The sequence below is a fragment of the Desulfobacterales bacterium genome, from assembly GCA_030066985.1.
Classification (GTDB): Bacteria; Desulfobacterota; Desulfobacteria; order Desulfobacterales; family JAHEIW01; genus JAHEIW01.
Window position 1 is genome coordinate 25,509 of the sequence record JASJAN010000016.1, and the last position, 19,703, is coordinate 45,211.

16 protein-coding genes are annotated in these 19,703 nt (G+C 48.3%); 6 read left to right on the plus strand and 10 right to left on the minus strand.

Going from position 1 to position 19,703, the window contains the following annotated elements; translation table 11 throughout:
* Positions 1 to 124: 124 nt before the first annotated feature.
* From QNJ26_09270 to surE, 10 genes are all read right to left on the minus strand, one after another.
* Positions 125 to 742 (minus strand): class I SAM-dependent methyltransferase, encoded by a 618-nt coding sequence (locus QNJ26_09270; protein ID MDJ0985720.1) that lies wholly within the window; start codon positions 740 to 742, stop codon positions 125 to 127.
* Positions 743 to 893: 151 nt separating this feature from the next.
* Positions 894 to 3,041, minus strand: coding sequence for a DNA translocase FtsK (locus tag QNJ26_09275; protein ID MDJ0985721.1), 2,148 nt, complete (start codon positions 3,039 to 3,041; stop codon positions 894 to 896).
* Positions 3,042 to 3,228: 187 nt separating this feature from the next.
* Positions 3,229 to 4,878 carry a ribonuclease J gene (locus tag QNJ26_09280; protein ID MDJ0985722.1) on the minus strand — a complete coding sequence of 550 codons (1,650 nt, stop codon included), beginning with the start codon at positions 4,876 to 4,878 and terminating at the stop codon, positions 3,229 to 3,231.
* Complete coding sequence (locus tag QNJ26_09285) at positions 4,872 to 5,597, minus strand: lysophospholipid acyltransferase family protein (protein MDJ0985723.1); 726 nt, start codon at positions 5,595 to 5,597, stop codon at positions 4,872 to 4,874. Before QNJ26_09285 ends, QNJ26_09280 begins: the two co-directional genes overlap by 7 nt.
* 155 nt (positions 5,598 to 5,752) lie before the next feature.
* On the minus strand, positions 5,753 to 6,085 hold the full coding sequence (locus QNJ26_09290) for a hypothetical protein (GenBank protein ID MDJ0985724.1): 333 nt from the start codon (positions 6,083 to 6,085) through the stop codon (positions 5,753 to 5,755).
* A gap of 525 nt (positions 6,086 to 6,610) precedes the next feature.
* Complete coding sequence (locus tag QNJ26_09295) at positions 6,611 to 6,799, minus strand: 4Fe-4S binding protein (protein MDJ0985725.1); 189 nt, start codon at positions 6,797 to 6,799, stop codon at positions 6,611 to 6,613.
* A gap of 214 nt (positions 6,800 to 7,013) precedes the next feature.
* Entirely contained in the window at positions 7,014 to 8,018 is a 1,005-nt protein-coding gene (locus QNJ26_09300) for a hypothetical protein (protein MDJ0985726.1), read from the minus strand.
* 144 nt (positions 8,019 to 8,162) lie between these two features.
* Positions 8,163 to 10,436 (minus strand): cysteine synthase, encoded by a 2,274-nt coding sequence (locus QNJ26_09305; GenBank protein MDJ0985727.1) that lies wholly within the window; start codon positions 10,434 to 10,436, stop codon positions 8,163 to 8,165.
* Positions 10,437 to 10,515: 79 nt separating this feature from the next.
* The gene (tmk, locus tag QNJ26_09310) at positions 10,516 to 11,148 is read right to left on the minus strand and encodes a dTMP kinase (protein MDJ0985728.1); all 633 of its coding nucleotides are present in this window, start codon (positions 11,146 to 11,148) and stop codon (positions 10,516 to 10,518) included.
* A 33-nt stretch (positions 11,149 to 11,181) separates the two neighbouring features.
* Positions 11,182 to 11,955: a 5'/3'-nucleotidase SurE gene (gene surE, locus QNJ26_09315; protein MDJ0985729.1), complete on the minus strand. Its 774-nt coding sequence runs from the start codon at positions 11,953 to 11,955 to the stop codon at positions 11,182 to 11,184.
* A gap of 403 nt (positions 11,956 to 12,358) precedes the next feature.
* Here surE and lptD point away from each other — a divergent pair, with 403 nt between their 5' ends.
* The 6 genes from lptD to metG all read left to right on the plus strand — a co-directional run bounded on the left by lptD (position 12,359) and on the right by metG (position 19,513).
* Positions 12,359 to 14,662, plus strand: coding sequence for an LPS assembly protein LptD (lptD, locus tag QNJ26_09320; protein ID MDJ0985730.1), 2,304 nt, complete (start codon positions 12,359 to 12,361; stop codon positions 14,660 to 14,662).
* A gap of 87 nt (positions 14,663 to 14,749) precedes the next feature.
* Entirely contained in the window at positions 14,750 to 15,277 is a 528-nt protein-coding gene (locus QNJ26_09325; protein MDJ0985731.1) for a UpxY family transcription antiterminator, read from the plus strand.
* A 79-nt stretch (positions 15,278 to 15,356) separates the two neighbouring features.
* Positions 15,357 to 15,632: an HU family DNA-binding protein gene (locus QNJ26_09330; protein ID MDJ0985732.1), complete on the plus strand. Its 276-nt coding sequence runs from the start codon at positions 15,357 to 15,359 to the stop codon at positions 15,630 to 15,632.
* 4 nt (positions 15,633 to 15,636) lie between these two features.
* Positions 15,637 to 16,659 carry a DNA polymerase III subunit delta' gene (holB, locus tag QNJ26_09335; protein ID MDJ0985733.1) on the plus strand — a complete coding sequence of 341 codons (1,023 nt, stop codon included), beginning with the start codon at positions 15,637 to 15,639 and terminating at the stop codon, positions 16,657 to 16,659.
* Positions 16,660 to 16,790: 131 nt separating this feature from the next.
* Complete coding sequence (locus QNJ26_09340) at positions 16,791 to 17,594, plus strand: stage 0 sporulation family protein (protein ID MDJ0985734.1); 804 nt, start codon at positions 16,791 to 16,793, stop codon at positions 17,592 to 17,594.
* A gap of 2 nt (positions 17,595 to 17,596) precedes the next feature.
* Complete coding sequence (gene metG, locus QNJ26_09345) at positions 17,597 to 19,513, plus strand: methionine--tRNA ligase (GenBank protein ID MDJ0985735.1); 1,917 nt, start codon at positions 17,597 to 17,599, stop codon at positions 19,511 to 19,513.
* The last annotated feature ends 190 nt before the right edge of the window (positions 19,514 to 19,703 follow it).

The following is a 19,703-nucleotide window of genomic DNA, read 5'->3' on the forward strand; positions in this document are numbered from 1 at the left end:
TTTCCGATTTTAACGGGCTCAATCCGCCGGAGACGGACTCAACCGGCCAGCCTGAAGGGGTGTTAGGTAATTTGGAAGACCTTTTCAGATTGATGGCTGAAGATCCCCAAAGAAGATACGGGGTTTATTTTTTGCGTTGCAACACCCCCAGGGTTCGGATCATCGCTATGGCAGTAAACTGACCGCTGGCCAACGCCAGATCGAAAACGCGACGGGGTGCCTGCCCCCCATCAGACGGGTCAATGAAAATATCATGCACCAGCAGATAGCCATCCGGTAAGATGTGGGGGTACCAGGCGGTAAAATCGCTAAGAGCAGTTTCCATGGAATGTCCTCCGTCGATAAAAACCATTCCCAGCGGTGTGGCCCAGTGCCGTGCAGCCACATCCGAACGACTGACCATTGCCACCACCGTATCCTCTATATTGGCCTTCTGAAGGGTTTTGCGAAACTCGCAAAATGTGTCCACCCTGCCCGATTGGGGATCAAACAGAACGGGATCAAAATAGGCCTGACCCGGCTGTTGTTCTTCAGAGCCGCGGTGATGATCGATGGAAAAGAGGATGCTGCTGTTCTTCTGGCAGGCCATACCGATGTAAATCGTCGATTTGCCGCAATAGCTGCCAATCTCAAGACAGGGCCCCAGTTGGCTGGCTTTGAGCGCGGTATCGTACAGGCAGCGCCCCTCATCTTCGTGGAGAAAGCCCTTGGTTGCTGAAACTAGTTCTCTGTCAATATTCATGCTCAGCTTTTATTAGGGGTGTCGGGTGGCGGGCTTTATAGTTCCGCCGTTGGCGGTTCTGGTGTCAGGTTTCAGGTTTCAGGGACAAATAGAAGGGCTGACACCTGAATCCGCCTGCGGCGGAACACCTGAAACCTGCGGCTGAAAGCCGCTAAGATTTCCGGTCATAACTGGTGACCAGAACCTCTCTGGGTTTGGCGCCGTCTGAAGGGCCGACGACACCCTCTTTTTCCATCTTTTCGATAATGCGTGCGGCACGATTGTAGCCGATTCGCAAATGGCGCTGAACCATGGAGATAGAAGCCTGTCCGTTCTTGGTGACCAGCGCCACTGCATCATCATAGCGCTCATCATATTCATCATCGTCAGCTTCAGCGGGCTGCATGGCGGCGGCCTCAGTTACCTCTTCATCGTACTCCGGTTTTTCCTGACCTCTTAAAAAAGCGGTGATTTGACTTAACTCGTTTTCAGAAATATAGGCACCATGAATACGCTGCAATTTTGCCGTGCCCGGGGGCAAAAACAACATATCCCCGCTACCCAGTAAATTTTCGGCACCGACGGTATCGATGATCGTTCGCGAATCGGTTCGAGAAGATACTTGAAATGTCAGACGGGTCGGGAAATTGGCTTTGATGATGCCGGTTAAGACATCGACAGAGGGTCGTTGGGTGGCCAAAATGAGATGAATGCCGGCGGCACGTGCCATCTGGGCCAGTCGTGTCAGCGCCACTTCGACATCCCGTGAAGCAAGCATCATCAGGTCGGCAAGTTCATCTATGACAATAACAATATAGGGCAGCGGTTCCGGTGCCTCTTTGTCAGCCGTTTTTGAGGCTTTGGCTATCTTGTTGTTATACTGCTTGACGTTACGGGCGGTCATCTCCGACAGCAGCTCGTAGCGGTGCTCCATTTCGCGCACCGCCCAGAAAAGCGCATTGGTGGCTTTTTTTGGATTGGTCACCACCGGTGTGATCAAATGGGGAATGCCATCGTAACTGGACAATTCAATGCGTTTGGGGTCGACCATGATGATTTTAACTTCACCGGGCTTGGACTTGTATAGCAGGCTGCAAATCATCGCATTTAAGGCCACACTTTTACCGGTGCCGGTGGCGCCGGCGATCAGCAGATGGGGCATTTTTTCCAATTCCGCAACGACGGGGTTGCCGACAATATCCTTTCCCAGACAAAGGGTCAGTTTAGATTTGGACTTTTCAAAAACACTGGACGCGATAATGTCTTTGAACTTAACCACCTGGCGATCGGTATTGGGAACCTCGATCCCAATGACCGCCTTGCCCGGAATCGGCGCCACGATGCGAATACTGGTTGCTCGCATGGCCAGCGCTAAATCATCCGTCAGGTTGACAATTTTATTGATCTTGACACCGGGGGCCGGTTCATACTCAAAGGTGGTAATTACCGGCCCGGGGGCGACCTCAACCACTCTTCCCTGAACACCGAAATCTTCCAATTTTTTTTCAAGCAGTTGCGACTGCATCCGTAAATTTTCACTATCGGCTGAACCAATTTGAAATTCCGCGTCTTCTAAAAAATTAATGGATGGCAACTGGAAGCCCTTGCCGGATTTCATGAACTTAAATTCCTCCTGTTTGGGCGCTGGTACGGGCTTAATGGGTTTAGGGCTCGTGGCCTTAATTTTTATTTTCTTGGCTTTGGCACGCTTGGACTTGCGATCAACTTGGGCAAATTTCTTTGACCGCTCCCGGCGTTCCTTTCCTTTTAAATAAAGGGTCTTTATGCGATCCGCGATAGCCGTAATCCACTCCCAGCAGCGCAGACAAAAGGCGATCAGCGAAAAACCGGTTGCCAAAATAAAGCCGACGATCCACAGCAAAACTAAAATAATCAAGGCGCCGGTAAAATTGGTATATTGGGTAAGGAAGGATTTTAACGGAATGCCAATAAGGCCGCCGGCCGAAAAATGGTTGCCAAACAACAGGTAGGCATCTTGACGCAAGGCCAGCAGGCTGCCGGTGGTGACAACCAGCAGGAGGCCGCCGATGAGCGTCGAAATTTTGGCCTTCATTGGATGATCGCCAAAAAAATGAATACTGGTCAACAACAACAGTAGCGGAATCCAAAATGCGCCGAGCCCAACGAGACCGATCAAAATACCGGCAAGATGCGCCCCCAGCCTGCCAAATAGGTTATGGATTTCACCCGCGGCTTTGGCATTGTGAATCGACGGATCATCTGGACTGAAAGATAACAGACTGATCAGGGTGAAAATAACTAAAAAGAAGCAAAAGATGCCGATGATTTCTTTGCGCATAGGATTGGGTCTATTGGGTGGTTACTTTTGTCTGGGCACTTTTGACGATGTTCGGTTTCAATATTCCAGTGTTGGTATGTATTAAGGTTTCGGGTGTCAGGTGTCAGGTGTCAGCGTTGATCCGAAGGACTGACACCTGAACACTGAAATCTGAAACCTTGGCTGCTGGCTAACGGCCAGCAGTCAATTACACTTCCATAATAAACGGAAGTATAACTGGCCGGCGGCCGATGGTAAAGAAAAAATATTGCCGTAACGCGGTTTTAATCTTTGATCGGATGATATCCACCCGATTTTTTATCTCCGGTGTCACCTCTTCGACGATCTCCAAAACAACACACTGGGCATCTTCCAGCAGGTGGCCGCTTTCGGTTTCAAACACAAATCCTTTTGAAATAAACTCCGGGCCATAAACCACAACACCCGTGTCTTCGTCAAATGCCATGGTGACCGCCACCATGCCGTCTTCTGACAACACGCGGCGCTCTTTTAATACGCTGCGGCCGACATCGCCAATGCCCTTGCCATCGATGAGCACCCGGCCCGTTGTGACCCGTCCGTTCAGGCGGCCACCGGTTTTGTCAAATTCTACAATTTGACCATTTTCCGTCAACAAGATATTTTCTTTGGGTATGCCGACGCCCTCGGCCAACCGCGAATGTAAAATCAAGTGCCGGTACTCTCCATGAATCGGTATAAAATACCGGGGCTGGGTTAATTTGATCATCAGTTTAAGTTCTTCGCGAAATGCGTGCCCGGAAACATGAATATCAGATATTTTCTCGTATATAACATCAGCGCCTTTGCGATAGAGATTGTTGATAATCTTGGCGATGGCCTTTTCATTGCCGGGAATGAATTTAGAGGATAACACAACCGTATCCCCCGTTTTTATGGTGATGTGCTTATGGGTGCCGGCTGACATTCGGGCCAACGCAGACATAGGTTCTCCCTGGGTCCCGGTGGTAACGATGATCAGCTCCTCATCATTATATTCGGCAAGCTCATCGATTGAGATGACATCGTAAGCGCCCGTGTCCAGATAGCCTAGCTCGGTGGCAATATGAACACTGGCTTCAATACTCTTGCCATCAAAGATGATTCTTTTCCCGTTTGCTTTGGCGATATCCAAAATGACTTGAATACGGGCAATGTTGGAGGCAAACAAGGCCACGATCACACGCCCACTGCTTTCGGTAATAATCCGCAGTAAGGCCCCGCATATTTCCTTATCGGTTATGGGATATCCTTCCCGTTCCACATTGGTGGAATCGGACAACAGGGCCAATACCCCCTCTTCCCCGAGTTTGGCGAATTTGTTAACGTCCGTGGCCATCCCATCCGTAGAACCATAACCAATTTTAAAATCACCGGTGTGGATGATGCGGCCTAAAGGTGTCTGAATGGATATGCCCACGCCGTCCAAAACGCTATGGCCCACACGTATAAAGTCCAAGGTAAACGGTCCCAATTTTAGGGTTTCATCCGGTAATATGGAATGCATGTCCATTGGACCACCGAGCTCATATTCTTCCATTTTTTTGCGAACCAAACCTAACGTAAACGGTGTTCCGAATACCGGGGCCCTGACCTCCTTTAGCAGATAGGGTAGAGCGCCGATGTGATCCTCGTGAGCATGGGTTAGGACGATGCCCGCTAAACGGGATTCGTTCTGCCGCAGATATTCAATATCCGGAATGACAAAATCCACGCCCAGCATATAATCTTCGGGAAACATCAATCCTGCGTCGACCACAAAAAGCGTGTCCCCGTATTCAAATACCATCATATTCAGGCCAATTTCACCGAGACCGCCGAGCGGAATAATTTTTAACATGCCTTCCGATCCATTTCACTGTTTTCAAGATTGTCGCAAATGACGCGACGAACACGCGCCATCAGCGCTTCTTTGGTATCGTGGGTATAGGTTGAGGTGTCGATCGGCTTATGGACTCGCAACCGAATCTGACCCGGGTTAACACGAAACTTGCCTTTGGTCATGATCGCACGTGCGCCGCTGATGACCACCGGAACAATCGGCACACCGGAATCAATGGCCATCACAAAACCGCCTTTCTTAAAAGGTTGGATCTGAGCGTCCCGGCTACGCGTCCCTTCCGGAAAAATCAGCACCGATATACCATTTTTTATTTTTTCAGCTGCCGCCTGCAGACTTCTAATGGCTGACTCTCGATCGTTGCGGTCAATACTGATATAGCCTGCCTTGCGCATGGCGTGACCAAAGATCGGCACCTTAAACAACTCCATCTTGGCCAACCATCGAAACTGAACCGTAAGATGGCCGAGCAGAACCGGTATGTCAAAGTTGCTCTGATGATTGGGCATATAAATATAAGGACGTTGCGCATCGATATCCGCAAGTCCTTCGACCGTGACCTTGATACGGCTGACCACCAGGATGGAGCGCCCCCAATAACGGGCAATTTTGTGCAGAGGATTGCCGCTTTTGACAAAAAAAGAAAGCACGATGACCATTGTGCCCAGCACAAAAGTTGCCAAAACAACCCAGACCGTGATGTAAATTGTGCGTATCATCTCAATAAGTTCCGGCACCTGAGCAACCATTTTCAGGACAACTTGACAATCACCGTGATATCGCGAGACCGACAACCTCTTTTATAATCATAATGATTGCATCGGTTTGTTCGATTCCTGATACGGGTAACCGGTCCGGTTGGGCCCAGAAAACATCAGGTGATCACGCCTAAACGTTTGAATATGGCATCCACCTGGTCGATCAACCAATTCCGTTGCCGCTCCTCCGCATATCCGATGCAGGCACACCGAATCTTTTTTTTGGTGCGCACCAACAGCTCAAGGACCAGCCGGTCTTCCTGCAGGTCAATCGCAGCATTAAAAGGCTGACAGTCCGTATGCTGTTGCTGAATATCCGTCAACATATCTGCTGCCAATGGTACCCAGTAAATACTCCCCATTTCCACCGGACCATATTTTTCATCCAGGTATTGTTTTACCTTTTGATGGTCCTCGGGTCTAAGCTCATCGATTAGGTATTGTTTCATAATACAATGCGTCCCACTTAACCGCTCGCCAACGGATTTGATTTTTAGATCATTCGCCGTTGCAATCTGCACTTTAACATCTGTCGATCGGCTGAAATGCTGGTCGACTGCGTTTCCCTGAATCCTTAGAAATCTAAACGGATTCGATCCGCCGGCAGCGGGCCAGGCCATGGGCCCCGGATACAGATTTTGAGATTACTTCTAACATAGTTTGTCCTTGCTAGCAAGGTGCAGTCAGGCCCGCAAGCATCTATTATTGATGACAATTTAGCCCAAAACAGATCCGATCTGCCATGATTCATCAGAAGTTGTCATGTCATATATGACCAAACTGGCATCGGCCCAGAGAATCATGAGGGCGCCAGCTTGTTGAGAAAACGAGGATATTGATTTGGATGCGAAGAGACAGTCGGTGGGAGTCAACATTCCCGGTCATTCGGGCAAGGAAATTATAGGGTATCCATAAAGAAGACCCTCTGATCCGGGCTGTGGAACGCAACCACGGGGCAGAGGGTCAAAAGCAAGTTAAATCTCTTCTACCGTAATCGCAGCCTCTTCACAGACCTCGACACAGCTTTCGCAGCCCAGGCATTCATCCGCATTCACGGGTTGGGATTTCCCATCTTCCAGTTCAAAAACTTCAACCGGACAAACATCAACGCATTCTTCGCAGCCTGTGCATTTTTCTTGATCAACGACAACATTAAAAGCCATTATAAAAGTCTCCTTTCGAATTTAGGATTTGATTAAGGTGATCAACCCACCTTGGATTCTATTAAAGAAAATGTCAATATACCAATTGGAAAAGCGAGTCAAGACTTGATGGCATTTTTTGCAAAAATTAAACAGAACAAACCTTTTAAATAAAACCAATTGATTGTCACTGATCAGAGTTATCAGAGGGTTACGCCCAATGCCAGCAAGTCCGTTACGGGCAGCGCTCGATGAGTCCTAGTATCGTGTTCTTAATGCCAGGCGTCTGATTGAACTTGTTAATGTCCGCGATAGGTGATTTTATAAACCGCGCAAATAATTGGGCAGGCGTACATTCAGGCCAGCGGCAAACAGAAAGCTTGAATTGGGCAGCCTGTTGTGGCAGCGGCGGCCTGGAAGCAAGGGCGTTTTCGGTGAATGGCTCTCCGGATTCAAGCCCGTTTTTTATCTGCTGGCAAAGGGCTTCCCGCCAGTCCATCAATGCCTGGTCGCCTGAGGCAAGGGCAGGCAAACCATTGAATTCAAATATTTTATTTTCCGACATCAGTTCTTCAACCAGAGAATTAAAGATCGTTGGGCTGCTGGTGACCAAAAATCCAGTATTGATCGGTTTCTCCAAAAACAGATGAATCCAGGCCTGCAGTCGATCCAGTGGCATGTAATCACCCGGTTCATGAAATTTAATTTCAGCAGTCAGCCGCGGGGGCGCAGGCTCACCATTCTTTTTGCCGCTCAAGTTTTTCAGCAAGTCTTCAGAACAGCGATCTGTTTCCTCCAATTCCTGCTGCAATTCGACATTTTGCCGATCGAATTCCTGGGCAAATTCCAAAAAAACCCGAGCTTTTAAGAGAGCCTCCGGATGCGCTAGCCCGTTATTTGGCTGCTGGTCCGTTTTCAGATCGGCCACAATTTGCGAGGCAGACGTTTCATCGAAAAATGGAATTGCGTCTGGCTGATTCCAGAATGCTTTGAGGTTTCCGGCATCAGCATGCAGATGCGCAAATTGCTCAAAAGCGCTGACAACCTCGGTAAATTTCTTATCTTCAAACGGCACCGGCACACAGATGTGCATGACATTATTTTCGGCCCAGGGTTGCATTTCAGCCGGCAGCTCCTTACCTGAGGGCTGATAAACATGAAAATGCCCGAATCCGGCCGTCAAAACTTCCGCAACCCATTGCGGCACATAGGTAAAGGGGAAATAGATCGGCTGTATCATTTCGTCTTGTCGCTCCTGTGTCTAATTGTGATCAGATAGCTTATAAAAAGGTGTCAGTGTTCAGGTGTCAGTCCCTCCGATCAACCCTGAAACCTGACACCTGACACCTGAACCGCCTCCGGCGGAACTTTTGAATTTGAAACCTTAACTCTGATCCTGAACCGGTATGCCGCGTGATTTGAGCTCTTCTCTGATTTTATCTGCCAGGTCCCATTTCCCCGCTGCGCGGGCCTTTTCTCTTTTTGTAAACAGGCCTTGTATATCTGGATCAGCATAGGCATCAAAGAAACGACATACCTTCAATACAGCGTCAATGCTGCGAAAACCATCCACGATTTTAGTGGCGTCGGTTGAATTCAGTTGTTTATTAAGGATGAGGGTATTCACTTTTTTAACAATCGTAAAAACTGCAGCCAGGGCTGCAGATATATTTAAATCATCGTCCATTGCACTCGTAAAACCGTTTTTCAGGTCATAAAGCAACTGTTCAATATCCGCATAACCATCCCCGTGCTTAACACAACGCAGACTGGAAATGCAGCGATCCAGACGATCAAGCGCACGGCCGGCATTTGCCAAGCGTTCTTTTGAAAAGGGTATGGGTTTGCGATAATGGCTGGATAATAACCAAAAACGAATGACCCGACCGGAATAGCCCATATTGACCAGATCTGCGACCGTTAAGCCGGCCGCTTGCTCATCTAGTTTCTTACCATCCATGAGCACGCGGTTACAATGGACAAAAAACCTGGCCAGCGGCTTACCGGTTATAGCAGCAGCGATCGCATTCTCATTTTCGTGGTGAGGAAAGACCAACTCCCGGCTGCTGGTATGGATGTCAAAATGCTCCCCTAAATATTTCATGGAAATGGCCGCTGATTTAATATGCCAGGAGGGTCTTGCATTTCCCCATTGCGTTTTGACAAAGATGCCCCGTTTTAGCTCTGATAGTTTAGACCGCTTAAAAAGGGTAAAATCACGTGGGTTTAGCTTTTCATAGTCTTCCAAATCAACCGTGGCCCCAACTTTGATTTTATTGATATCGATCCCTGAAAGCCGGCCGTATTCCTCGAGCCTGGAGATGTCAAAATAGAGGGAGCGCAGTTTTTCATAGGCAATGCCCTTTTGCACCAATTTCTCCCCCAAAGCCACCATGTCATCAACATGCTGACTGGCCTGGGCGTAAACATTGGCAGGGGTAACCCCTAAAACGGTTAGGTCCTTCTTGAATTTGGCAATGTTTTCTTCCGTAAATTCGTCTAGCGCAACACCCTGTTTTTCGGACCCGCTGATGGCTTTATCATCGAGATCGTTGATATCGGTCAAATGATGGACCGCATAGCCGCGGTGCTCCAGATAGCGGCATAACAAATCGGCAAATACAATCCGGCGCATTTCTCCGAGATGAGCGCGGGCATGGGCCGTCGGACCGCAGGAGTAAACCGAAACCTTTCCCGGGACCTGAGGTTCAAACACTTCTTTTTTGCGGTTGATCGTATTAAACAATTTCAGGGAAATTTCATCATGAACGGCAAACAGTGAAGTGCTTAAATAGCGCTCACCGTTGTCCGGAAAAATGACAACCAGTGTGCCTGCGGTCATTTGTTCCGCGACTTTGCAGGCGCCGGCCATAGCAGCACCGCTGCTCATTCCGACAAAGATGCCTTCTTCTCTGGCCAACCGTCTGGCCATTTCGTAAGCGGTTTCATCTTCGATGTTGATTTTTTGATCCAGACGTTTCTTGTCAAAAATTTCAGGGCAGTAGGCTTCCTTCATGTTCTTTAATCCCTGAATTTTATGGCCCAAATACGGTTCGACACCGATGATTTGTATGGTCGGATCATAAGTCTTCAATTTTTTTGAAACGCCCATTAAGGTTCCGGTCGTTCCCAAAGTGGCGACCAAAGTGGTCACCTGGCCGTTGGTCTGACGCCAGATTTCCTCCGCCGTTCCGTGGTAGTGCGCCAGCCAGTTGGCTTCATTATTGAATTGGTCGGGCAGAAAATAGGTGTCTGGATTTTCACGGGCCAGTCGATAGGCCTCGTCAATAGCGCCATCGGTGCCCAAATGGCCGGGGGTTAAAAGAATGTCGGCGCCCCGGGCCTTTAGTATCTTCTGGCGTTCAATGCTGACGGCATCTGACATGACCAGCAGCAACCGGTATCCCTTGACCGTACAAACCAGGGCCAAGCCGATACCGGTATTGCCGCTGGTAGGCTCAATGACAATTTTTTTAGGAGTGAGCTCCCCTGAGCGTTCGGCAGCCTCGATCATCCAAAGGGCGGCACGATCTTTAATAGAGCCGCCGGGATTAAAATATTCCAGCTTGGCCAGCATCGTTATGGTGGGGTTCGGATTTAGTTTTTGGATTTTAACCAGGGGCGTGTTGCCGATGGCGTCCAGTATAGAATTGCCCATTGTATCTGCTTATGATGTCAGTAGCGTTGTTGTTGTTTTCAATTTACGTCCCGAAAAGGTTCAACCTTCAGCCGGCACCTCATTTGATTAAAGGTGCTAATATCTTGCTAATGTCAGCAAAGACCCGATCCGGGCTCTGGGCAGCATCGATAAGGTGAAACCGCTGCGGTTCACGCTGTGCCAGCTCGAGGTAACCGTTGCGAACTTTTTCATGAAAGGCCAAGGCCTCATTTTCAAAACGGCTTTCATGCCCCTTCCGCTGGCCGCTGTTTAATTGCTGCCAGGCGCGCTCCAAACCCTGTTGCGGCGAAAGATCCAGCAAAAAGGTGATATCCGGTTTTAAATTATCAAACAACATGCGGTGTAAATCCAGCAATAGCTCAACGCTGAGTCCTCTGGCAAATCCCTGATAGACCACCGTCGCATCAAAATAACGGTCGCAAATGAGGGTTTTGTCTGCCGCCAAAATGGGTTCGATCATTTCATTTATATGCTGAGCGCGATCCGCTAAATACAGCAATAATTCGGTCATCGGTGACAAGGTATGATTCTCAGGGTTCAGTAAGATTGAGCGTATATGTTCACCAATAACCGTCCCCCCCGGTTGGCGGGTTGTCACGCACTCGAATCCCCTTTCGGCAATAAAACGGGCCAAACGGTCGATCTGTGTTGTTTTGCCCGAACCTTCGATACCTTCTAATGTGATAAACATGGCATTCACTGCTTTTGCTTTTGTGGTTAAACCCTAATTTTTATGCTGCTTAAGAATTTTGCCTTTTTTCAAATTTTCAAGCACATCGTAATCTGTTTGATCACACTTAATCGGCGTGATCGAAATGAAATCTTTGCACAATGCAGAGCCGTCAATATCGATAGACTTTCCCTGGGGCAGAGAATCACACCCCTGCCAGTAATAAGTTCGCTCGCGCGGATCGATGCGCTTATCGATGTATTCAGGGAAAAAATCCATATCCAGCCGACTAAACTGCACACCGGCTATTTTCGATAAAGGAAGGTTGGGGATATTCACGTTTAAAAAGGTGCCGGGCGGCAGCCCGCGGGCGGATATGTCCTGGGCCAGTTGCGCGACAATAACGGCAGCCGTATCATACGATTCCACTTGACGGCTGTGAATGGACACCGCAATTGCCAAGATGCCGTACATTGTCGCCTCTTTAGCTGCTGCCACCGTACCGGAATAATTAATATTGACCCCCACATTGGCTCCCGGATTAATACCGGATATCACTAAATCCGGTTTGGTTTTCAAAAGCTCGAGCACGGCAAATTTGATGCAATCTGCCGGCGTGCCAGAGACGGCATAGCCTTCAAAAGCATTCGGAATCGACACTTTATGCGCACGCAGGGGGTCATTTAAGGTAATACCATGACCGACCGCACTTTGTTCGCGGTCAGGAGCAATGACCTCTACATGGTGATCCGGTGACAGGTGCGCATATAACGTTGCCAAGCCCGGCGCATATATTCCATCGTCATTGGTTAACAGAATATTCATCATGATTCACAAAAATGGATCCTTTGGGTGTTGGGCCAACCCAGTTCGTGCAGGCTAGCATGGCGGGATCACCAGATTGGCACTTCAACCCGCTTGTGCAGAACCCATCGCGGGAAAAGGTTTGGCGAACCACACTTCTTGGAAACGAATTGAATGGACAATTTGGATGGGTCTTGTGAAACTGTTTAGGCAAAGACCGCTAAGATGAGCACCCAATTGACTTTCCGACGATATCTTGACATATTTAACCATTCTGGTTGTATATCCCAAATTCTAATTATATTCAAGGCATATAGACGAATCCGGGGTCTTGCGGGTGTACCCATGACCCCACAAAAATCAGAGCTGAATGGTTCATCTCAAATCGAAGCACAAATGCAGGAGAACTTAATTTCAGCTGAAACGGTTGAAACATTTGGGTTCGATTTTCTTCTATAAAATACGCTGCCTGACCGCTTTCCTCGGCTGTATGATATTGGCTGCTGTCGCCACACCGCTACCGGCGGCAGCCCAGCTATTGCAATTGGAGCCCGAACAGATTTTGGAGGATAAGCGCCGGCTACCCTGGGAACTGCATGCCGAAGAGGTGGCCTACGACCGGCAGCTGGACCAATATATGGCCAGCGGCAATGTGCAGATAGCCAGGGGCGATATCCGCTTGACAGCCGATTTTATTCGGTATGATCACAAATCTCAACGCGCATTTGCCAGGGGAAACGTCCGGCTGGTCGTTGGCCAGGATATTCTGACCGGCAGCTATCTGGAGATCGATCTTGACAACCAGGTGGGGTTTATCGAAGATGCGTATTTGTATTTAAAAGAAAACAATTTCCATATCACAGCTGAAAAAATCGAAAAAACGGGTAAAAAAACCTATCGGATGGATCAAGCCACCCTGACGACCTGCGATGGACCGCAACCCAGTTGGAAAATCAATGCCCGGGACGTTAAAGTTAAAGAGGATGGTGCCGGCACTGCGAAACACGCCGTGCTGCGCGCCAGAAAGGTACCGGTTCTGTATACGCCTTTTTTCTATTATCCGGCAAGAAAAGACCGCCAGAGCGGCTTTCTGATGCCCGAGTTTGGGCAGTCCGATCGCAGGGGATATCAATATAATCAGCCTTTTTTCTGGGCCATTTCAGAAAGCACAGATGCCACCTTTTACGGCCATCACATGTCGAACCGCGGCATAAAGCCCGGCGCCGAATTTCGCTATTACTTGAGTGAGCAAACCAAAGGTACCTTCATGTTAGATGGCTTAAAAGACGACAAGACCGATACCGGCGGTCAATCCAGCAATGACTATGGATTTAGAGACGCCGGAGAAGAAGTCTTGCGCAGAAATGACAATCGCTATTGGTTTCGCATGAGTCATCATCAACCGGTTCCGCTGGGATTTTTTGCCAAGCTGGATTTAGACATTGTCAGAGACCAGGACTATCTGCGTGAATTTAGGGAAGGCTATATGGGGTATGATGACACCAACCAATATTTTCGCGCAAGATTCAATCGACAGCTTGACGACTATAACGATCCGATTCGAACCAACCGCTTGAATTTGAATCGGCTGTGGCCCTCGTTTAGTCTTAATTTTGAGCCGCGCTGGAACGATGATATCCGACGAAACGGCAACACCAGCGGTACCCTGCAGCGATTGCCCTTGATCTCATTTGACGGTAGCAAACAAAAAATTTCGACGTCACCTTTCTATTTTGATCTGGCTTCACAATATGACCATTTCTGGCGTGACACCGGTCAACGGGGGCAGCGTTTTGATATCCAGCCCCGACTTTATTTGCCTTTTCGCGTGCAAAATTATTTGACCATTGAACCCTCTGCAGGATACCGCCAAACCATCTATCGCCTGGATAAAACAAACTTTGATGACCAAATCAACGACGACCGCTGGTCCCATCGGGAAATATTTGACACCCGCTTGGAACTCTTTAGCGAAATTGAAAAAGTATTCGATTTTGAAGGCCAATTATTTGAAAAAATTAAACATCGCATTCGACCTCAGATTACCCATGAGATCATAACCAACTCCAGACAAAGAGGTCTGCCCCGTTTTGATGCCGTCGACCGCATCGATGAGTCCAATAAATTTACCTATGGGATAATCAATACATTAACCTCCAAATCCAAAACTACCGCAGCACAAAGGTTAAAGCCATCGCTGGCTATCAATCGCGGTGCCCGGCGTCAATCTACCGCTGACTTTTTGTATAATGACCTGTTGCGTCTCCAGGTGCAGCATAGCTATGATTTTGAACAATCCACCCGGCCGTTTGCCCCCATATTTGCCAAACTGGATGTCCGGCCGGGAAGATACGTCTGGATCGATGCCGATGCGCAATATTCTGTTTATGACAACACATTTCTGACACACAACGTAGCAGGTACCATCTGGGACAACCGCGGGGATGAGCTTTTTGTGGACTATCGGTATGAAAAAAAAGCAAAAGAAACGCAGACCAAAGAAGATATCCAGTCCCTGACCGGGAAATTAAAGGTGCAGATCACAGATCGCTTTTCCGTCAATGGTGGTAATGAGTATAATTTTGAATCTGAGCAAAGAATAAAAACGACTCTCGGATTCACTTATAAAACCCAATGTTGGGCTTTTGACTTTAACTATATTAATGAGCCCAATGACTGGAAGGTAGGTTTTAGAATCGAACTAGTTGGCTTGGGCGAATTTAAATATTAAACCGTACGTTTTGGTGGCGCCTGAGCCCAATCATTAACAGCGTCATTGTCTGGGTGCTGATAAAAAATCTGGATTGGATCACAATCAATGGAAGATAAACGCTTGACACATTTGTGGTATGTGTTGCATACCAAAAGCCGATTTGAAAACGTTGTTTTTGATGGTCTAGGGAAAAAATCCATTGAGGTTTTTTTGCCGAAAGTGACCGTGCGGAGCAAACGTCGCGACCGTAAGGCCATGATACGCGTGCCGCTATTCCCCGGGTACCTGTTTGTCAAGACGGATTTGGCGCCCCAGTCCCATCTGGAGGTGGTTAAAACCGCCGGGGCAGTGCGACTGATTGGCAGCAAACAGGGACCGGTGCACGTTCCGGAGGAAACCATTGAATCCTTAAAAATCATGGTCAGCGCAGATCATCCCATCACAACCGGCACCCGATTAAAAGCCGGAGACCGGGTCTTGGTGGTTCATGGTCCGTTTGTCGGCGTTAGCGGAACGTTTATCCGCTATGGGGGAAAGGGACGGGTGATTGTCAACATCGAGGCCCTTGGCCAATACGCTGGCGTGGAAGTCAGTGAGGATGATATTGAAATCGTGCCGAAAATATTAACATAACCGCTTGACATCCAATTGTGTCTTAGCATATACATTTCAAAACGTTATTGCCGATCCGTATTTTGAACAAGGAGGTTCTATGAATAAGTTGGAGCTCATCTCCGCCTTGAAAACCGAGGCCAATATATCGAAAGCCGAAGCGGCAAAGGTTGTACAGATATTTTTCGATAACATGGCGGATGCCATGGCGAGGGGAGAACGGGTTGAAATTCGGGGTCTGTGCAGCTTTTTTGTAAAAGACTATAAGAGCTACACCGGCCGAAACCCAAAAACCGGCGAGCAAGTTACCATTAAGCCGAAAAAGCTGCCTTTTTTCAAATCAGGAAAAGAGCTGAAGGAACGGGTAGATTACTGAAGTTGTGTCCGGGTTTGAGTTGCTCATAAATCAAGAACGACCCATTAAAATAATAACCACCCTCCTTAAGAACCGGACTCTCCCACACGCCCTTCTTTTCACAGGAATAGCAGGAGTGGGCAAACAGGCTGTTGCACTTGCGCTGGCAATGGCCTGCAACTGCCAGGGCCGGCCTTCCGGTTCCAATGCGGATGATGGGTCCGGGCAGGATCCTGACCTTCCACAATTACCGGCATGCGGCGTTTGTAAATCCTGCAAAAAAATTAAAGCCGGCAACCACCCGGATATCATCCGAATCCAACCGAGCGGCCCCTTCATCAAAATTGAACAAATTCGGGCATTATTGCAAACCCTGTCCCTGAAGCCATATGAAGCGAGAACCCGGGTGGTAATCATTTCCGAGGCACAAAGCATGAATGCGGCCGCTAGCAACGCACTGCTCAAAATACTCGAGGAGCCGCCTGATCGCTCGATGCTGGTGCTGCTGGCGACCCGAAGATCTGACTTGCTGCCGACGATTGCATCCCGCTGCCAGTTGGTTAAGTTTAATCGAATTTCGGATGAATATATCGCATCATGGGTTCAAAAGGAACATGGCCTCAAACCACAAGAGGCAAAACTGTTATCAGAAACGGCCAATGGAAGCCTTAACCGAGCACAGCAGTTGATTGCGGCCAACTGGGTGTTGAGCCGCAAATGGTTACTTGCTGAAGTGCAGGCCCTTTCTTTACAGAACATAGCCCATATATTGGCGCTGGCTGAAAAATTAGCCCGGGAAAAAGAATTGCTGAATGAACGTTTTGAATTGATAAAAACCTGGTTCAGGGATTTGATCATCAACCGGCACGTCAGCCATAAAATGATCAACCAGGATATGGCCGATCAGATCACCAGCGCATCCTGTAAAACGGACATGGCAACGCTTTTGTCTAAAATGGAAACGATTGAAGATGCCCAGAACCGATTGACGGCAAATACCAATGTAAGACTCTGCATGGAACGGCTATTGATGGAACTGGCAAAATAATGAGCCTTTAGCTCACCATAGGGATCACAGCGCACTCAGAGAAAAAATCACATGACCGCCTTAAAAATTCACGGCAAAAGAGCCCATCTCTGTGATCTCAGGGTTCTGCGTGGTAAAATATAAAAGGTAACATGAAAAAAATAGTTGGCATACGGTTTAAAACAGCAGGCAAAGTATATGATTTTGACTGCGGCGCATTCGTCCTGAATAAGGGTGACCATGTTATTGTTGAAACTGAACAGGGGCTGGGTTTCGGAACAGTGGTGGTGCCGCCGAGGCCCTATGAGAAATCGCCCGGCGATAGACCGCACAAAAAGGTATTTCGACTGGCAACCGGAAAAGATTTCAAACAGCGTCAACAAAATCTGTCGGATGAAAATTCTGCCCATACCTATTGTCTGGACTGCATTCGCAAACTGGGCTTGAAAATGAACTTGTTTTCGGTTGAAAAATCATTCGACGGAAACAAATATATCTTTTTTTTCACAGCCGAAGGCCGGGTCGATTTCCGACAATTGGTCAAAATGCTGGTCAAAAAATTGGGTGTCAGAATTGAAATGCGGCAGGTGGGAATCCGCAACCAAGCCAAAATGTGCGGCGGAATTGGCCGCTGCGGTCGTGAACTGTGCTGCTCAACGTTTTTAGACAAATTCGATCCGGTCTCGATTCGAATGGCCAAAGAACAGAGTCTTTCACTAAACCCAACCAAAATTTCGGGACAGTGTGGACGGTTGATGTGCTGTCTAACCTACGAATTTGAAACTTACAAGCATTTGAAGAAAGATTTGCCACGTTTGGGTAAAGTCGTCAGGACACCCGGTGGAAAAGGCAAGGTTATTCGTCATAATGCAATTTGCAACCGGATCGCCGTCCGTCTGGAGGACAACATAGAAGTTGAATATAAAGCCGACCAAATCACCCTGCAAAAGGAATAGAAATGCCTGAGCCGTTTTACATTACAACACCGATCTATTACGTCAACGCCCGCCCGCATTTGGGACATGCTTACACCACCATTGTGGCCGATGTTATCAGCCGATTTCACCGAATGCGGGGCGCAGACGTGTTCTTTCTGACCGGAACTGACGAACATGGCGACAAAGTCGTCCGCGCTGCGCAGAAAGAAAACCTTAGCCCCAGGGAATATGTCGATAAAATCAGTCGCCTTTTCAGGGATCTCTGGCCCGAGCTCGACGTCAACAACAACTACTTTGTGCGTACAACCGATGCCGCTCATATGGATGTCGTCAGCCAAATTTTGCAAAAGATCTATGATGCCGGCGACATCTATTTTAGCGAATATGAGGGTCAATACTGCTTTGGATGTGAGCGCTTTTACACCGATCGCGAATTGGTCGACGGCAAATGTCCGGATCATGAGGTTGCTCCGGAAATCATTAAAGAGTCCAACTATTTTTTTAAAATGAGCCGCTATCAGGACTGGCTTATCGATCACATCAAACAACACCCGGGCTTTATTCGACCCAAACGCTACCGCAACGAGGTGCTGGCTTTTCTGAAAGAACCGCTGGAGGATCTTTGCATCTCTCGACCCAAGAGTCGCTTGAAGTGGGGCATCACCCTGCCCTTTGACGAAAATTACGTCACCTACGTGTGGTTTGATGCGCTCGTCAATTATGTGTCCGCCCTCGGATACCCAGACGACGACCTGTTGGGCAAATTCTGGCCGGTCGCTCAACACATTGTTGCCAAAGACATTCTGAAACCCCACGGTATTTATTGGCCAACGATGCTCAAGGCCGCTGGAATTCCGGTTTACCAGCACCTGAATGTGCACGGATACTGGAATATCGAACAGAGCAAGATGTCCAAAAGCCTGGGCAATGTGGTCGATCCGCTCCAGCTGCGAAATATTTACGGCCTGGATGCTTTCCGGTACTTTTTGATACGAGAAATGAATTTTGGACTGGATTCAAGCTTTGGAGAGATGGCATTGGTTCAGCGCATCAATTCGGATCTGGCGAATGATCTCGGCAATCTGTTCTCCAGAATTTTATCCATGGCCCATAAGTATTTTAACGGCAAAGTTCCCCAGAGCGATCCGCAGGCAGAGAAAGACTTGGGCTTCGACCTGCGTGCCGACGCCCTGCAAACCATTGATCATTTTGAAACCCACATGCAATCTTTTGAATTTCATCGAGCCTTGATGGCTGTGTGGGAATTTATCGGACAAATGAATAAAATGATCGATGTCACTGCCCCATGGGTGATGGCCAAAAAGAAATCCAGCCAGAAACAATTGGCAACCGTGATCTACCAGCTGCTTGAAGGGCTGCGCATCATCTCAGGCCTGATCTATCCAGTGATGCCCGGCACCGCACAAAAAATGCAGCAATATCTCGGACTGGATCCAGCCAGCTCCTTTTATGATCTTGATCAGCTGCGGGCCTGGAAAACGCTGCCGGCGGAAACGCAGTTGCTCAAATCAATTGTTTTGTTTCCAAGAATTGACGTCAATGAAAAGACAAGCGTTGCAGCCGAACCGGAACCGGAGGCCCCGATGGAGATCAAACCTGAAATTACCCTTGATGAATTCAGTCGAGTCGATTTAAGGGTCGCCACCATTGTGCAGGCTGAACCGATTCCGAAGGCAAAGAAGCTGCTCAAACTGGAAGTCGATATGGGCCAAAAACGCACCCTGGTGGCCGGAATCGCAGAGAAATATACCCCTGATCAATTAATTGGCAAACAGGTGATTATCGTCGCGAATCTCAAACCCGCTAAACTCATGGGCGTGTTGTCCAATGGAATGGTCGTTGCAGCAGTAGATGACACCGGCCCCACTCTGGCCACCCTGGAAAAAGCGGTGGCACCCGGTACTCCGTTAAAGTAACAACCATATGATCCAAATTCCAATCATCTAAATTTCAAATGTCTCATCTATAGTTTAGGTTTCAGGTGTCAGGTGTCAGGGTCGATTAGAAGGGCTGACACCTGAAACCTGACACCTGCTTGTGCCTTAATACCGATACCTTTGAGGTGACAATCTACCATTGTGTGTTGGGTCAGCCGCAACTGAGCAC

Excerpts from the sequence above, each read along its gene's own strand:
- QNJ26_09270 (MDJ0985720.1), bottom strand. The coding sequence starts at position 742 with ATGAATATTGACAGAGAACTAGTTTCAGCAACCAAGGGCTTTCTCCAC.
- QNJ26_09275 (MDJ0985721.1), bottom strand. The coding sequence starts at position 3,041 with ATGCGCAAAGAAATCATCGGCATCTTTTGCTTCTTTTTAGTTATTTTC.
- QNJ26_09280 (MDJ0985722.1), bottom strand. The coding sequence starts at position 4,878 with ATGTTAAAAATTATTCCGCTCGGCGGTCTCGGTGAAATTGGCCTGAAT.
- QNJ26_09285 (MDJ0985723.1), bottom strand. The coding sequence starts at position 5,597 with ATGATACGCACAATTTACATCACGGTCTGGGTTGTTTTGGCAACTTTT.
- QNJ26_09290 (MDJ0985724.1), bottom strand. The coding sequence starts at position 6,085 with ATGAAACAATACCTAATCGATGAGCTTAGACCCGAGGACCATCAAAAG.
- QNJ26_09295 (MDJ0985725.1), bottom strand. The coding sequence starts at position 6,799 with ATGGCTTTTAATGTTGTCGTTGATCAAGAAAAATGCACAGGCTGCGAA.
- QNJ26_09300 (MDJ0985726.1), bottom strand. The coding sequence starts at position 8,018 with ATGATACAGCCGATCTATTTCCCCTTTACCTATGTGCCGCAATGGGTT.
- QNJ26_09305 (MDJ0985727.1), bottom strand. The coding sequence starts at position 10,436 with ATGGGCAATTCTATACTGGACGCCATCGGCAACACGCCCCTGGTTAAA.
- tmk (MDJ0985728.1), bottom strand. The coding sequence starts at position 11,148 with ATGTTTATCACATTAGAAGGTATCGAAGGTTCGGGCAAAACAACACAG.
- surE (MDJ0985729.1), bottom strand. The coding sequence starts at position 11,955 with ATGATGAATATTCTGTTAACCAATGACGATGGAATATATGCGCCGGGC.
- QNJ26_09325 (MDJ0985731.1), top strand. The coding sequence starts at position 14,750 with ATGGAAGATAAACGCTTGACACATTTGTGGTATGTGTTGCATACCAAA.
- QNJ26_09330 (MDJ0985732.1), top strand. The coding sequence starts at position 15,357 with ATGAATAAGTTGGAGCTCATCTCCGCCTTGAAAACCGAGGCCAATATA.
- QNJ26_09340 (MDJ0985734.1), top strand. The coding sequence starts at position 16,791 with ATGAAAAAAATAGTTGGCATACGGTTTAAAACAGCAGGCAAAGTATAT.
- metG (MDJ0985735.1), top strand. The coding sequence starts at position 17,597 with ATGCCTGAGCCGTTTTACATTACAACACCGATCTATTACGTCAACGCC.